The organism is Microbacterium sp. BDGP8 (assembly GCF_029991045.1).
Lineage (GTDB): Bacteria > Actinomycetota > Actinomycetes > Actinomycetales > Microbacteriaceae > Microbacterium > Microbacterium plantarum.
The window spans coordinates 932,945-947,392 of the sequence record NZ_CP120712.1; the positions used below are offsets into that span (position 1 = coordinate 932,945).

General features: G+C 70.0%; 10 protein-coding genes. 3 read left to right on the forward strand and 7 right to left on the reverse strand.

Features of this window, described 5'->3' with window-relative positions:
• Window position 1: 1 nt before the first annotated feature.
• A complete protein-coding gene (locus P6897_RS04415) occupies window positions 2-1,429 on the reverse strand; it encodes a cytochrome ubiquinol oxidase subunit I (RefSeq protein WP_112613559.1) in 1,428 nt (475 codons plus the stop codon).
• A gap of 197 nt (window positions 1,430-1,626) precedes the next feature.
• Here P6897_RS04415 and moaA point away from each other — a divergent pair, with 197 nt between their 5' ends.
• Window positions 1,627-2,637, forward strand: coding sequence for a GTP 3',8-cyclase MoaA (gene moaA / locus P6897_RS04420; RefSeq protein WP_112613561.1), 1,011 nt, complete (start codon window positions 1,627-1,629; stop codon window positions 2,635-2,637).
• Window positions 2,638-2,651: 14 nt separating this feature from the next.
• Here the strand turns inward: moaA and P6897_RS04425 are convergent, their stop codons facing one another.
• On the reverse strand, window positions 2,652-3,815 hold the full coding sequence (locus tag P6897_RS04425) for an MFS transporter (protein WP_282502211.1): 1,164 nt from the start codon (window positions 3,813-3,815) through the stop codon (window positions 2,652-2,654).
• A 38-nt stretch (window positions 3,816-3,853) separates the two neighbouring features.
• Here P6897_RS04425 and P6897_RS04430 point away from each other — a divergent pair, with 38 nt between their 5' ends.
• Entirely contained in the window at window positions 3,854-4,420 is a 567-nt protein-coding gene (locus tag P6897_RS04430; protein ID WP_274177469.1) for a TetR/AcrR family transcriptional regulator, read from the forward strand.
• A gap of 36 nt (window positions 4,421-4,456) precedes the next feature.
• Here P6897_RS04430 and P6897_RS04435 read toward each other — a convergent pair whose 3' ends face one another.
• Together P6897_RS04435 and P6897_RS04440 are read right to left on the reverse strand one after the other, a co-directional pair.
• On the reverse strand, window positions 4,457-5,083 hold the full coding sequence (locus P6897_RS04435; RefSeq protein WP_112613567.1) for a winged helix-turn-helix transcriptional regulator: 627 nt from the start codon (window positions 5,081-5,083) through the stop codon (window positions 4,457-4,459).
• Between the two features lie 171 nt (window positions 5,084-5,254).
• Complete coding sequence (locus tag P6897_RS04440; protein ID WP_282502212.1) at window positions 5,255-10,672, reverse strand: Ig-like domain-containing protein; 5,418 nt, start codon at window positions 10,670-10,672, stop codon at window positions 5,255-5,257.
• Window positions 10,673-10,787: 115 nt separating this feature from the next.
• Between P6897_RS04440 and P6897_RS04445 the strand changes: the two genes are divergently transcribed.
• Window positions 10,788-11,909 carry a substrate-binding domain-containing protein gene (locus tag P6897_RS04445; protein ID WP_282502213.1) on the forward strand — a complete coding sequence of 374 codons (1,122 nt, stop codon included), beginning with the start codon at window positions 10,788-10,790 and terminating at the stop codon, window positions 11,907-11,909.
• A 101-nt stretch (window positions 11,910-12,010) separates the two neighbouring features.
• Here P6897_RS04445 and P6897_RS04450 read toward each other — a convergent pair whose 3' ends face one another.
• The 3 genes from P6897_RS04450 to P6897_RS04460 form a co-directional block, all read right to left on the reverse strand.
• Entirely contained in the window at window positions 12,011-12,961 is a 951-nt protein-coding gene (locus P6897_RS04450; RefSeq protein ID WP_282502214.1) for an aldo/keto reductase, read from the reverse strand.
• 153 nt (window positions 12,962-13,114) lie between these two features.
• The gene (locus P6897_RS04455) at window positions 13,115-13,396 is read right to left on the reverse strand and encodes a GlsB/YeaQ/YmgE family stress response membrane protein (protein WP_023951967.1); all 282 of its coding nucleotides are present in this window, start codon (window positions 13,394-13,396) and stop codon (window positions 13,115-13,117) included.
• Window positions 13,397-13,616: 220 nt separating this feature from the next.
• On the reverse strand, window positions 13,617-14,414 hold the full coding sequence (locus P6897_RS04460) for an alpha/beta hydrolase (protein WP_274177473.1): 798 nt from the start codon (window positions 14,412-14,414) through the stop codon (window positions 13,617-13,619).
• Between the last annotated feature and the right edge of the window lie 34 nt (window positions 14,415-14,448).

Here is a 14,448-nt window from a genome sequence, read left to right on the forward strand (position 1 = left end):
CTCAGTAGACGGTGGTCTGCGTGTGGGACGCCGAGGGGTTCTCGGCTTCGGGCGAGCCCGGCTCGGGCAGCGGGTCGGGGCCCTTCTGTGCGGCCTTGCGGATGAGGCCGAACTCGACGACGGCGAGCGAGGCGTAGACCGCGGTGAACGCGATCAGCGAGATCAGGACCGTCCAGCCGGGGACGTTCGGTGAGACGCCGTCCTCGGTCAGCATCAGGCTGAAGACGATCCAGGGCTGGCGGCCCATCTCGGTGAAGACCCAGCCGACGAGGCTGCCGAGGAGGGGGAGGGGCGCGGACCAGATCGCGACCTTCCACATCCAGCGGGCCACGGGACGCTGAGCCTTCTTGCGGGTCAGCCAGAGGCCGGCGACCGAGATGAGGGTGGCGACACCGCCGAGGCCGATCATCCAGCGGAACGACCAGTAGGTGACCCAGACGATCGGGCGGTAATCGACGCCCGCACCGAAGGTCTCGGTGTACTGGGCCTGCAGGTCGTTGAGCCCTTCGACGCACCCGTCGAAGCTGTGGGTCGAGAGGAACGACAGCAGGTACGGCACGCGCAGCGACCAGATCTCCTCGGTGCCATCGGGCGTTCCGATGGAGAAGATCGAGAAGGATGCATCCGCGCCGCAGGCACTGTTGAACATGGCTTCGGCCGCGGCCATCTTCATGGGCTGCGTCGCCACCATCACGAGGCTCAGCTGATCGCCCGAGAGGGCGACGCCGACGAACGAGACGATCATGCCCCACATGCCGAAGCGGAGCGCGGGACGCATCGTCTCGATGTGCTGCGCGCGAGAGAGGTGCCAGGCGGCGACCGCGATGACCACGGCGGCGGCGAACATCCACGCGGCGAAGATCGTGTGCGGGAAGGCGGCCAGCACGATCGGGTTGGTGAGGACCGCCCCGAAGTCGATGAGCTCGGCGCGGCCGCCGTCGGCGGCCATCTGATACCCCACCGGGTTCTGCATGAACGCGTTGGCCGCGAGGATGAAGTAGGCCGACAGGGTCGAGCCCAGCACGACCATCCAGATGGAGAACAGGTGAAGCGCCTTCGGGAGCTTGTCCCAGCCGAAGATCCACAGGCCGATGAAGGTCGCCTCGAAGAAGAAGGCGAGGAGGCCCTCGAAGGCCAGCGGTGCGCCGAAGATGTCGCCGACGAAACGCGAGTAGGCCGACCAGTTCATGCCGAACTGGAACTCCTGCACGATGCCCGTGACGACGCCCATCGCGAAGTTGATGAGGAAGATCTTGCCGAACAGGCGCGTCAGGTGCAGCCACTTCACGTTGCCGGTGCGGTGCCACACCGACTGGAAGATCGCCACGACGAGAGCCATCCCGAGGGTCAGCGGCACGAAGAGGTAGTGGTAAAGCGTCGTCAGACCGAACTGCCAGCGGGCCAGCAGGAGCGGATCGAGGAAGTCCATCGGGAGGTGCCTTTCGGGAGGCGAAGGTTTCGACAGGCTGAAGGTATCGAGTGTGGTTTTCCCCGGTCTCAGGGGCGGCCGGGAATAATGCTACGCGTGGTCTGACCACTTATCAAGGTGCTGTCAGACCACAGCCGACGCGGGCCGATCGGGCGGGATCGACCCGCGGGTGCACCGGAGCCGCTTACGCTCGACCCATGGGGGAGCCGCTCGTCGACAGATTCGCCCGGGTCCACCGCGACCTGCGCATATCGCTGACCGACCGCTGCTCGCTGCGCTGCACGTACTGCATGCCCGAGCAGGGCAACGAGTGGCTCGCTCGGCAGAGCATCCTCACCCTCGACGAGATCGTCGAGATCGCCACCGTCGCGGCTGCGGCGGGCATCACGACCTTCCGGCTCACGGGCGGCGAGCCGCTGCTGCGGACGGACCTCGTCGAGATCGTGCGGCGGCTCGCGGCGATCGAGTCATCCGACGGCCCGATCGAGATCGCCATGACCACCAACGGCATCCGGCTGCCTCAGGTGCTGCCCGACCTCGTCGCCGCCGGGCTGGCTCGCCTGAACATCTCGCTCGACACCCTCGACCGTGAACGGTTCCGCAACCTCACGCGTCGCGACCGTCTCGACGACGTGCTCGACGGCGTGCGCGCCGCGCAGGCATCCGGGCTCCGCCCCCTGAAGATCAATGCGGTGGCCATGCGCGGCGTCAATGACGACGAGCTCGCCGACCTCGTGGCCTTCGCCGTCGAGCACGACGCCCAGATGCGCTTCATCGAGCAGATGCCGCTCGATGCCGGGCACACGTGGGACCGGTCCACCATGGTCACCCGAGAGGAGATCCTCGAGGCGCTGTCCGCGCGCTGGAGTCTCGAGCCCGTCCCCGGGCGTGGCGGTGCGCCCGCCGAGCGATGGCGCCTCGACGGCGGCCCGCACACGGTCGGCGTCATCGCGTCGGTGACGGCGCCGTTCTGCGGTGCGTGCGACCGGATGCGGCTGACGGCCGACGGTCAGCTGCGCAACTGCCTCTTCTCGATCGACGAGTACGACCTGCTCCCGGTTCTCCGCTCGGAGATGACGCCCGAGGGCCGTGCCGACCGGATCGATCAGGTGCTGCGCAACTGCATCGCGGGTAAGAAGGCCGGTCACGCAATCGACGACCCCGCCTTCCTGCAGCCTGCGCGCGGCATGAACGCCATCGGCGGCTAGGCCGAGGTCGAGGCTCAGACGCGGGGTGCGGTCGCCTCGCGGCGGGCCGGTGCGATCAGGCTCGCGCCGCCGGCGATGCCCAGAGCGGCCGCGGCGGCGAACCCGGTCACGGGCCCGACGAGGGGGAGCAGGGCGCCGAGAACCGCCGCTCCGAGCGCCTGGCCGACCATGAAGGTCACGAACAGCAGGGCTGTGCCGGCTGCCGCGTGGGCAGCATCGATCTGCGTCGTCCATCCGATGAGGGCCCCCGACGCCGTGACGTACGCCCACCCGAACACGGCGCACGCTGCGGCGGAGAGCGTGCCCTGGGCCGGGGCAGCGCCGATCGCCAGCGTCGACACGCTGATGAGGCTCGCGCCGATCAGCCAGAGGGCGCGCGGCTGCAGCCCGCGCAGAAGCCGCGACGTGACGATGACGGCGGCGCCGCCGCATCCGAGCAGGATCCAGGACGTCACCGACTGCGCCTCCGATGCTCCCGCCTCGACCAGGACGGTACGGCCGTAGTTCCAGATCGCGGACGCGCCGACCCCGAGGAGGACGGATGCCGCGACCGCGGACCGATGCGCCGCCCACCATTCGCGCGGCGGGAGGATGGCGGGCCGGTTCGCGCGCGTGTCGACCGGTGCGCTTTCGCGCGCGCGGTCGGTGATGAGGACGGCGATCCCCGCCACCGCGGTGGCGACGGCCGCGATCATCCAGCACATGCGCCAATCGGCGGTGAGAATCAGGGGGATTGCTCCGGCAGCCACGAGGCCCGGGCCGGTTCCGGCGTTGACGATCGCCTGCGGCGTGCTCGACTCATGCTCGGCGAAGGTGCGAGCGACCAGGCGCACGAGGGCGGGGGAGGCGAGCCCGGCCCCGGCCGAGGCGATCGCCGCCGCGGGGGCGCAGGTCGCGGCATCCGTCGCCACGGCGATCCCGACGGCGCCGCCGCCTGCGGTGAGGGTCGCTGCGATCACGAGGAGCCGGGGATGGCGCTCGGCGGCGAGGAACCCGATCACCGCGGCGACCGCGTACGAGATCGAGCCCGCCGCCGAGATGAGGCCGGCCGCGCCGGTGTCTATCCCGAGGTCGTCGCTCATATCGGGCAGATGGAGTCCGAAGGCTAGGCGCACGAGGCCGTAGGTCGCCGCGATGAGCGCGACACCCGAAGCGACGAGGGGCCACCGCCAAAACAAAAACGACCGTTTCACTTTACCGAGCATAGAGTGCTGGCATGGGAATGCGGCCGCGCACGGAGGAACGCATCCTCGACGCCGCCGAGGACCTCTTCTTCACGCAGGGCATCGCCGCGACGCCGATCGATGCGGTGATCGCGCGTGCTGGCGTGTCGGCGGCGACGCTCTACCGCGGGTTCCCCAGCAAAGAGGCGGTGCTCGCGGCGGCGCTCGAGCGGCGGCAGCGGGTGTGGCTGGAGACGTGGGATGCCGCTGTGGCGCGCAGCGCCGACGACGTGGAGCGCCTGCTGGCGGTGTTCGACGCGCTGGCGGCGTTCCGCGACGAGCCACGCGGGTCGCGCTGGTGCGCCTTCCTCGGGGCGGCCGCGGAGTATGCCGACCCGCCGCCGGAGGTGGCATCCGCTGTCCGCGCCGACACCGAGGGCATGCGGGCGCGGCTGACGGCGCTCGCGCGTCCCGTCGCCGGCGCCGCCGCGGACGAGCTTGCGGAGCGGCTGCTTCTCGTCGTCAGCGGAGACCTGGCGATGCGGCTGCGCGAGCGCGATCACGACACCGCGCACGCGCGCTCGACGGCGGCGATCCTGATCGCGGCCGCCGGGGTCTGACGCCGGGCTCGGGTGCCGTGCCCAGCCCGATCGGGGTCAGTCGTGGGTGGTCGCTGCGTGCAGCAGCTGGATGATGCACACCGACGGGTCGCACGAGGAGCGCATGCCATCTACAGCGAGCGGTCCGCCCGCCTCGGTGAGCACACCCTGCAGCAGGCTCAAGTGCACGCTGCACAGCACCTCGCGGTGATCCGCCTGCGCCGTCGCGTGGGCGCACGGGGTGAGGTCGACGGTCAGCGCGGCGTCGTCGATGATCGGGTCGAAGCCCTCGTCCTCGAGCTCCTCGACGAGGGCATCGATCTGGTGCAGGGCGCGGGTCTCGAGCACGTCCGGCACGTCGAGGGTCAGGACGCGGCGCATGAGGTCGCCGCGCTGCGCGGCATCCCGCACCTTGCGGCGCTGGATGGCGCTACGGGTCGCGTCGCCGTCAGCGGCGCTGTAGAGCACGCGGGGGCGGCCGCGGGTGGTGCGGTGCTCCTTCTCGGCCACGATGAACCCGTCGGAGATCAGGCGTGCCAGGTGCTCGCGGATGGTGTTGGGGTGCAGGTCGGTGGCCTCTTGGAGCTCGAGGATCGTCCGGCGGGGCTGCTCCTGGATGAGGTGCAGGATCTCCACGCGGGAGTAGCTCGAGATGGCGCTGTATCCGACGGTCGCGGTGCTCATAGGACTCATTAAACACGGAAAACCGGTGTGGTCCTACCACACCGTGAATTTTGTCGTTTTGCTCACGCCGTCGAGCACTTCGGCCGGCGAACCTCGGAGAAAGCCACGAACCTCGGAGCCCGCGTGCGCGGGGCTCCGAGGTTCGCGTGATTCTCCGAGCTACGGATGCCGCTACCGCACGGTCACCACGAGCGGCCTGCTCACCGTCGTGCCCGCCGCGTTGATGAACTCGACGACGTACCGGTACCGCCCGGGGGTCTTGCCCGACACCGCGAGCGTCGCCATCTGGGCTCGTGGGCTGGCGGACGCGAGGTCTCCCGCGGCAACCTCGACGTCGTTCTCGAGGAACCGGTACGAGGTCGCGTTCGTGCCCCACCACATGTCGGCGCGCACGGTGTAGCTGCCGTCGCCGTCGTGGTTGTCGTGAGAGAGCACGGGCGAGCCGGGGGAGGCGTCGGTCACGGTCACCGTCAGCGGTGCCGTCGCCGTCGTCCCGCGCGAGTTCACCAGCTCACCGGTGAACCGGTAGGTGCCGTTCGGCAGTCCCGCGATGTCGACGACCGCCTGCTGTGCGCTCGGGCCGCTCGCGATCTCCAACGGCACCGACCCGACCAGCTCGCCGTCGCGGTAGAGCTTGAACAGCGAACCGTTCTGACCCCACCAGAGGTTCATGGTGACCCGGAACGTCCCGTCCCTCAGGCCCGTGTCCCAGCCGTCGTCCGAGCTCAGCACCGCCTTGCCGGGTACCGAGCGGGCGTCGTCGGCCGGCACCTCGGGCAGGACGAGGCTCACCGTGGCGCGCTCGCTCTCGGCATCGGCGTCGAAAGAGACGACGGAGACGTCGGAGGTGCTGCCCGCGGTCAGCCCGGTCACCTCGCAGGTGGTGACATCCGATGCCACCTCGCACACCGGCTCGGCCGCGTCGCCCACGAAGACACGGAAACCGTCGTACCGGGTACCGGCACCCGCCGGTGCCTGCCACGACACCGTCGCGGTCGTCGTCGACGTCGCCTCGGCCGCGACGCCGGAGGGTGCGCCGGGCGCCGTGACATCGGCGATGGCGATCCAGCTGAGCACGGGGTCCGCGGTCCCGGTGCCGCGCGCGGCCCGGAAGTCGACGACGGTCTCCTCGTCGAGCGTGAACGCGATCGTCGAGGTGCCCTGGGGGGTCGATCCCGACAGGTTCACCCGATCGCCGGAGATCCGCTCGCCGCCGATCTCGACGCTCGGTGCGACCTGGCGCGTCACGCTCCACCATTCCTGGTACCCGCTGGTCAGCTCGTACGAGCCGGCGGGGAGGGTGAAGCCGTAGTCGACCGATCCGCCTGAGCTCGCCCACCACCCGGTGGTGCGGCTCTTGTCGTAGACGCCGGTGCCGCGGGCGCGGAGGCCGACATAGCTCTCGCCCGACCCGATCGGGTTGCGCAGCCCCCACCCGGTCTCGTCGTCGAAGACCTGATCGGGGACGTCGCCGATGAGCGCGTCGCCGCGGAGCTCGGCGACAGCATCGAAGGCGGGTGACGCCCCCGGCGCCTCGGGGTCGGCGGCGCCCTGCGTGGATGCCGCGTCGACGAAGGCAACGACGCCGTCCGGCACGACCTCGAGCTGGAGCGTCACCGGTGTCTGACCGGTCTGACCGGCGCGACCTGCGACCGGGACGACCGCGTAGGGCGTCTCGGCGGTCGGCGTCTCCTGCCACTGCACGGGGACCTCCTGCGTCGCACCGCTGCGCGTCGCCAGCTCGACCGTGTCGGGGAGATCGAGCTCCTCGCCTGCCACCACGGCGACGCGGTAGTCGGGCAGTGCCAGGTAGGCGACCTCGACGAGGGCGTCGATCGTCGCGCGCAGCGCCGCGGTCGCGGCATCCACCTGCTCCTGCGTCGCCGTCGGGTCGTCGTGAACGGCCTTGGCCGCGAGGCCCTGGTCGCGCAATGCCTGCCAGGTCTCGGGGGTGTAGGCCTGCCGCGGCGCCGTCGTCGCTTCGGCCAACGCCGCGGCGAGCTCGGTGCGATCGGCCGTCTCGGTGTGGTCGGAGATGCCGATCCAGCTGAGGGCCGGGGCCTCCGTTCCGCCGGTTCCGCTGATCCGCACCGTCACGTCGGTCGCTGCGTCGAGAGTGAATCCACCTCGCAGTACAGCGCTCTGGCCGATGCTGCCGTTGGCGAAGGTGTGGTTGCCGATCGGCACCTGCACGGTCTCGCCGCCCGCGGTGTACTCGACCGTACCCGTCACGACCCGGCTGCGCCCCGAGCCGGGGTTCCACCACTCGGTGTGGCCGGTCGCGATGTCGTATTCGCCCGCCTCCAGGGCGAAGCGGTAGACGAGGGGGGTCGCCGCGTTCGCGCTGTACCAGCCGGTCTCGCGGGTCTTGTCGTACGGCGTCTGATTCAGACGGCCCTTCGCCGACGCCGATCCGACCCGGCCCCATCCGGCGCTCGCCGAGTAGGCGGCGTCGGCGGCGGTGTTGCGCAGAGTGTCGGCCGCGGCATCCCGAACCGCGGGATACGACGGCGCATCGGTGGGGGCGTTGGCATCGACGAAGTAGCGGATGCCGGCGGGCACCACCTCGACGTAGGCGCTGACCGCCAGTGCCGGGTTGTCGCGGAACACACCGTCGACCTTCACGAGATCGTAGGCGGTGCCGAACTGCGCGGGAGTCGTGCTCCACGTCACCGGGGCGTCGATCTCGCCGCCGGCCTCGCTGCGAGCGCGCACGGTGTCGGGCAGCCCCGGGACCGCCGTGGGGGCGGTCGACAGGCGGGGAAGCGCCGTCAGGACCTCGACCGGCCGCAGCTCGGGGTCGGCCGTGCCACCGCTCGATCCGCCGACGAGCAAGTCGATGCTGTCGAGGCTGAAGGTTCCCGAGACGACCTGCACCGTGACGCGGTGCGGAGCGTCCTCGAGTCCGCGCACCCATGCCGAGGTCTGGCGGTTGCCGATGCCCGAGACGGTGACGGAGCGTGCCGGCTGATCATCGATCATGATCGAGAGGACCGAGGCGCCGGTCGCGCCGTTGAGGTTGAAGCCGGTGCCCTCGAGGTCGAAGGCGAACGAGCGGCCCGCGGCGACGACGTGCTGCGTGCGGTTGTAGTGGGCATAGCCGGCCTGCGTGAACGACGAGCCCTGCGGGTACGCGATGCGCGCGTCGGCGTCATCGACCTTCACGGCGTGCCACGACAGATCCTCGATGGGGCTGATCGCGAGGTCGTCGAACTGGGTGTTGTAGTAGCCGCTCACGATCGAGACGCGCCCGGCCATCGTCGGGTTCGGCGTGGTGTCGGCGTAGGTGCCGAGCTGCTGACCGTCGAGGCGGACGGTGATGACGTTCTCGCGGGCCTCGACCTCGAGCTCGTGCCACGCATCGGCGTCGAACATGAAGATGGTGCCGGTCGCGACGTTCTGGCCGAGCTTGCGCAGCTCCCACGTTCCGTCGGCGTGCACGCGAGCGGTGTAGGTCGCGAGGTCCGCGCCGGTGCCCTCGGTGGTCGTCTGCCGCACCCCGAGGCCCGCGAAGTTCGCCAGCGATGCGTCACGCACCACACCGTCGAGGCGGAAGTCGATCTTCGCGGTGTAGTTCGTCCAGGTGTGGTCGCCCAATACCGTCGCCGGCGTCGTGGTGGAGGGGTTGCGCTGCGAGCCGTCGCCCCAGACGTTCCAGGTGTAGCCGCGGTTGTCGGCGTGAATCGCCTGATGCATCACGTTGCCGGCATCCGTGCCGATGACCTCGAAGGCGCCGTTCTGGTCGGCGGTGTAGCGGGGCGACCCGCCCCGGCGGGTGACGTAGTCCATCGGGACGCCGCCGACGTCCTGAACGGCGTAGTCGGCGTACTCGAAGTCGTCGGTGTAGGGGAGCGGCAGGACGTCGTCGGTCACCGTGGCGGCGTACTGGCCGCTTTCGTAGTCGGTCGCGGCGTCATGGATGCCGTGCTGCTGCGTCGCGAGCGTGAGGATCGAGTACGGCTGCACCTGCACCCGGTAGACGTCGTACTCCACCCCGTCCGTCGTCTCGGTGCGCACCGGGACGACCTTTCCGGTGTTCTGGAACCAGTCCGCGTCGAACGCGTCGCCGGCATCCGGTCCCGTGGTCTCCCACACGTACAGCGGGGTGTCGTCGTCGGTGTCGAGGTTCGCGACCTTCACCTCGAAGTTCCGGACGCGTGAGGTGTTGTTGGCATGCACCTGGCTGAACTCGAGATCTTCGCCCGCGGCGACGTCGGCTGCGGGCGTGCGCAGCGTCAGGGCTGTGCGGGTCGAGGTGTCGACGACGGTTCCGCCGTCGCCCTTCTGCCCGTCGCCGCCCGAGGCGCCTTCGATGTACTCCCAGCCCTCGTCCATGAACTGCGTGAAGTGCCGCACCAGTGCGATGCCGACACCGCCCTCGTAGTAGCCCGACCACGGGTCGGACGCCCGGATGAGGTGCTTCGGGGAGTACTGCGAGCCCTCGTACAGCGCGCTGACGGCGGGCTGGAAGAGGAACGTCGTCATGTGTCCGGGGTCGGCGCTCGAGCCGCTCCACCGGTAGGCGTTGATGAACCGGTCGGCGATGTCGACGGCGCCGACGGTGCCCCCGATGCCGCCGCGCGCGGGGTCGGCCTGCACGCGGTACTCGGGGTCGATCATCGGCGCGACGCCCTCCGAGTAGAGCACCTCCATCCCGAACTCCTTGTTCAGGCGGGTCAGCGCCGGATCACCGGAGATGTCGTAGTGGTAGCCGATCGCATCGACCTGCTCGAGCGCCTCGGGGCTGGCGAGGATGGCTCGCGAGACCTGACCGACGTTGCGGTAGGAGTCGAGAGCGACGATCTTGATGTTCCCGTAGTCGTAGCGAGCACCCTCCGCCTGCGCGTCGGCCTCGAGGCGCTTCGCGAAGTCGACGGTCCAAGCGAGCTCGGAGCCGATGTAGTTCGCGTGGACCTCGTTCTGCGACGGACTCAGGTAGTCGAACTCGACGCCGTAGGTGTCGTAGGCGGCGTCGATCGTCTCCTTGTACCACTGGTATCGCAGGTCGGGCTCGGCCTTCGTCCACGACGGCTCGCCCCAGCGGAGGGCCTCGACCTCGACGTCCGGGTTGATCGACTGCGCGTCGGCGATGAAGTGGAAGCCGGCGCCGCGCAGCACGTTGGCGGGTTCGTCGGCGGAGCGCTTCGTGGCGGGCTCGGTTCCCGACGAGGTGTTGTTGTCCGCGCCGAGCTCGACCTTGATGTGCTTCAGACCCGCGCCCTCCACCGGGTCGAACAGCATCCGCAGGATGCGCCAATAGACGTCCGGGTGCTCCTCCTTGTAATCGAGGAGGAGGTTCGAGGTGTTGTTGCACGACACCGAGCCGAAGCCGCCGAATGTGTTGAACGGCGAGCCCGATGCATCGCGCTCGACGTCCTCGCCGTCCACGAGCAGCTCGGCCCATTCTGCGACGTCGTCATAGGTGAGCGTGGGCAGCTCGGAAGCGCCGGAGGTCGCCGTGGCGGCATCCGCTGCGACGGACGAGAGGGGTACGGCGTTCGCCGCGGTTGCGGGGACGACCAGTCCGGTCGTCGTGATGAGAGCGGCGGCGACGGGCGCGAACGCCCGAGCCCATGACATCTTCGTCATCGGTGGATTCCTCGTCGGTGAAGGTCCAGTGGGGATGCTTCGAGGGAACCACCCGGGCGCCATCGAGGCGAGGCATCCGATCGCGTTCGAACACACTCGAACCGAGGCGATCGCTATGGTGGGTGGCGTGGAGGAGCCGACGGGGGCGAGATTCGCGGTGTCGCGCCGCGAGCGGATCCTCGACGAGCTCCGGTACGCGGGCTCGGTCCGTGTCGCCGATCTCGCTCGCCGCTTCGGAGTCGCGGAACTCACGATCCGCCGCGACATCGGTTACCTCGCCGACCGCGGGCTGCTCACGCGGGTGCATGGCGGAGCCACTCTGCGCAGCCGCCTCGACACCTCGGTACCGCTCGGGGTGGGCGGCAGACGTCCGACTCTGTTCCGGGTGGGAATGGTGGTCCCGTCGCTGACCTACTATTGGCCGCAAATCGTGATCGGTGCCCGTGCTGCGGCGACGGATGCGGGCGTGCAGCTCATCCTGCGGGGGGCGAGCTATTCGGTGCACGACCAACGCCGTCAGATCTCGTCGCTGCTCGACATGGGCGATCTTCACGGGCTCATCGTGGCGCCCGAGACGCTCGGAGCCGACGGCGCGGCGTTGCTGCACTGGCTCGACGCGTTGCCGATCCCCGTCGTCCTGGCGGAGCGCAGCGCTCCCTCGCACCTCGCGCTCACCCGGTTGGAGTGGGTGACGACCGACCACGACTTCGGAGGATCGCTGGCCGCCGCCCATCTTTCGGCGCGCGGACACGTCCGCGTGGGCTTCGTGACATCGGCCGGTTCGCCGACATCACCCCCGTTGCGACGCGGCTGGCGGCGTGCCATCGAGAACGACGGGCTCGTCCCGACGATCGACCGCGATCTCTCCCTCGACGAGCTCGACGCCGCAACGCGCGAGAGCGTCGTGGCGGACCTGCTCGCCGAGTGCCGCCGGAGCAGGACGACCGCGCTGCTCGTCCACTCCGACCCTCAGGCAGTCCTCGTGCAGCAGCAGGCGCGCGACCTCGGGTGGTCCATGCCCGACGACCTCGCGATCATCGCCTACGACGACGAGGTCGCTGCGAGCGCCGAGCCCGCCATCACGGCTCGGCGGCCGCCGAAGCAGCACATCGGCAGGCTCGCGGTCGAGGCGGTGACGGCGCGATTGGCCGGCGGGGCCGCGCGACCCGTTCAGCGCACCCACGTGCTGCCCTCGCTGCATGCCCGCGACTCCACTGCGGTCGACCTGCGGCGATGAGCGCGCGTCGACGCGAACGTCGGAGCATACGACGAACCTCGGAGCCCGCGTGCGCAGGGCTCCGAGGTTCGCGTGATTCTCCGAGCTACGGATGCTGCCGATCAGGCCTCCGGGCTCCACGTCGAGACGCGGGTGAGCTCGGCGATCTCGTCGGCCGTGAGCTCGACGCGTCCGCCGTCGAGCAGGCCCTGCACCTGCTCGAGGCGCGAGGCGCTCGCGATCGGCGCGACGACGGTCGGCTGCGAGCGCAGCCACGCGAGAGCGGCCGAGGCGATCGATACGTCGTGTGCGGCGCCGATGCGCTCGAGCGTCTCGATGATCTGCAGGCCCTGCGGCGTCGCATACACGGCGGCGCCCTCGGCGCGCGGGGTGTCGTGCCCCGAGGCGTCTGTCGACCGGTACTTGCCGGTCAGGAAGCCCTTCGCTAGAGCGAAGTAGGGGACGAGGCTGAGGTTCTCGCGCTCGGCGATCGGCACGATCGTGTCTTCGACCTCGTTGCGGTGCACGAGGTTGTAGTGGGGCTGGATGGCCACGGGGCGGGCGACGCCGGTCTCGTCGGCGATGCGCAGCCACTCCTCGATGCGCTCGGCGGTGTAGTTCGACACGGCGATGTGGCGGACGAGGCCGTCGGCGACGAGCTGGCCGAACGCGCCGACCGTCTCTTCGAGAGGGGTCTCCTCGTCGTCGAAGTGGGCGTAGTAGAGGTCGATCGCGTCGACGCCCAGGCGCTTCAGCGATGCCTCCGCGGCAGCGCGGACGTTCGAGGCGGACAGACCGCGGAAGTCGGGATGCTGGCTGACCTTGGTCGCCACGACGACCTCGGGGCGGCTGCGCGCGGCGAGCCATTCGCCGATGATCGTCTCGCTCTCGCCGCCGCTGTGGCCGGGCGCCCAGGCGCTGTAGGAATCGGCGGTGTCGACGAAGTTGCCGCCTCCCTCGACGAAAGCGTCGAGGATCGCGAACGACGCGTCGCGGTCGGCGGTCCAGCCGAAGACATTGCCGCCGAGGGCGAGGGGGAAGACGGAGAGGTCGCTGTTTCCGATCGTGCTCATGTTGGGTTCAAGGTGTGGGGGCGAGTTCGTATTCCGGTCCAACGACGACGCGCCAACTCCTCAGAATCCGACCCGCCATGCGGTGCCGAGCCCCCGCCAGGGGAGGGGGTCGCCGAATCTGAGGAGTTGGCGCGGTGCGCGTGCGCAGCGGTGTCAGCGCGTGCGGGTCGAGCCGCGGCGCGAGACGGCGACGTAGATGCCGAGCACGATGATGGCGCCGATGATCGAGCCGATGATGCCGGAGGGCTGCAGGAAGCCGCCCTCGGGGCTGTGGTTGAAGATGAGGAATCCGAGGAATCCGCCGACGAACGAGCCGACGATGCCGAGCACGATGGTCATCAGGATGCCGATGTTCTGCTTGCCGGGGATGACGGCGCGTGCGATGAAGCCGGCGATCAGTCCGACGAGGATGAGGCCGAGGATCGTCCAGAGCATGGTGCTTCTTCTTTCTTCGCTGGAACAGGTGCCGGTGGGCACCCGGGGGCGGACGACAGGTTATGGCCGCGCCCGCGGGATCACGTTCGCTCTTTCGCCCACTCCCGCCGTGGTTGTACCCTTTCGGGCCCGTGCGAGCGGCGAGCACGCACCGTCGCGGCGAGAACGCACCCGCGACGGTGCGCTCTCGGCGCCATGGTGCGTACTCGGCCGAGCTACGTCAGGCAAGCGCCTCACGCAGCACGGCGAGCCAAGCGGGGAATGCGTCGAGATGTGCGTCGTGGGTGCCGTCGGGGAGAGGCAGGATGCGGGTGCCGGGGCGTCGGCGGACAAGCTCGGCCTGTTGCTCGGGGGAGAACATGCCGCGGTGGGCGAAGACGGCGGTCGTCGGCACCGTGAGGCTCTCCCACTCGGGCCATCGCGGCTCGTGCACCGCGGTGATCACGGCCTGCATGACGTCCGCGTCGAAGCGCGGCCGCAATCCCGACGGCGTCTTCTCGAGGTCGGCGACCCAGGCGTCGACGAGCGGCGAGTCGCCCAGGAAGGCCCGCGCGGCGGCAGCGTCGGCGAACGGGGTCGGCCACGAGGCGAAGAAGGCGCCGAGGTCGGCGGCATCCTGAGGATCGGCGCTTCCCGCCGGGTGTCCCTCCAGCATGACGAGCCGGCTCACCAGGTCGGAATGACGGCTCGCGGTGAGGAACGCGGTGTGCGCGCCCATCGACTGTCCGACCAGCGCCACCCGCTCGTCCGGCGCGAACCGCTCGATCACGGCGACGGCATCCGCAACGAAGGCGTCGCGGGAGAGATCGTCGGGTCGCCGCGTGCTGCAGCCATGACCGCGTTGGTCGAGCAGCAGCACGCGATGCCGGTCGGTGAGCGCGTCCGCCGTGGGCATGAGCTCGCGCGAGCTGCCCGCCAACCCGTGCAGCAGCAGGACCGCGGAACCCGACCCTCCCGCCTCGGTCACCGTGAGCGAGACGCCGTCACGGTCGATGATGGTGCGGCGGTGCTGCGTCATCCCTCCATTCTCGCCGCCATGGTGCGTACTCGGC

Coding starts and splice junctions, on each gene's coding strand:
- moaA (WP_112613561.1), top strand. CDS start 1,627: ATGGGGGAGCCGCTCGTCGACAGATTCGCCCGGGTCCACCGCGACCTG.
- P6897_RS04460 (WP_274177473.1), bottom strand. CDS start 14,414: ATGACGCAGCACCGCCGCACCATCATCGACCGTGACGGCGTCTCGCTC.
- P6897_RS04455 (WP_023951967.1), bottom strand. CDS start 13,396: ATGCTCTGGACGATCCTCGGCCTCATCCTCGTCGGACTGATCGCCGGC.
- P6897_RS04440 (WP_282502212.1), bottom strand. CDS start 10,672: ATGACGAAGATGTCATGGGCTCGGGCGTTCGCGCCCGTCGCCGCCGCT.
- P6897_RS04450 (WP_282502214.1), bottom strand. CDS start 12,961: ATGAGCACGATCGGAAACAGCGACCTCTCCGTCTTCCCCCTCGCCCTC.
- P6897_RS04430 (WP_274177469.1), top strand. CDS start 3,854: ATGGGAATGCGGCCGCGCACGGAGGAACGCATCCTCGACGCCGCCGAG.
- P6897_RS04415 (WP_112613559.1), bottom strand. CDS start 1,429: ATGGACTTCCTCGATCCGCTCCTGCTGGCCCGCTGGCAGTTCGGTCTG.
- P6897_RS04445 (WP_282502213.1), top strand. CDS start 10,788: ATGGTGGGTGGCGTGGAGGAGCCGACGGGGGCGAGATTCGCGGTGTCG.
- P6897_RS04435 (WP_112613567.1), bottom strand. CDS start 5,083: ATGAGCACCGCGACCGTCGGATACAGCGCCATCTCGAGCTACTCCCGC.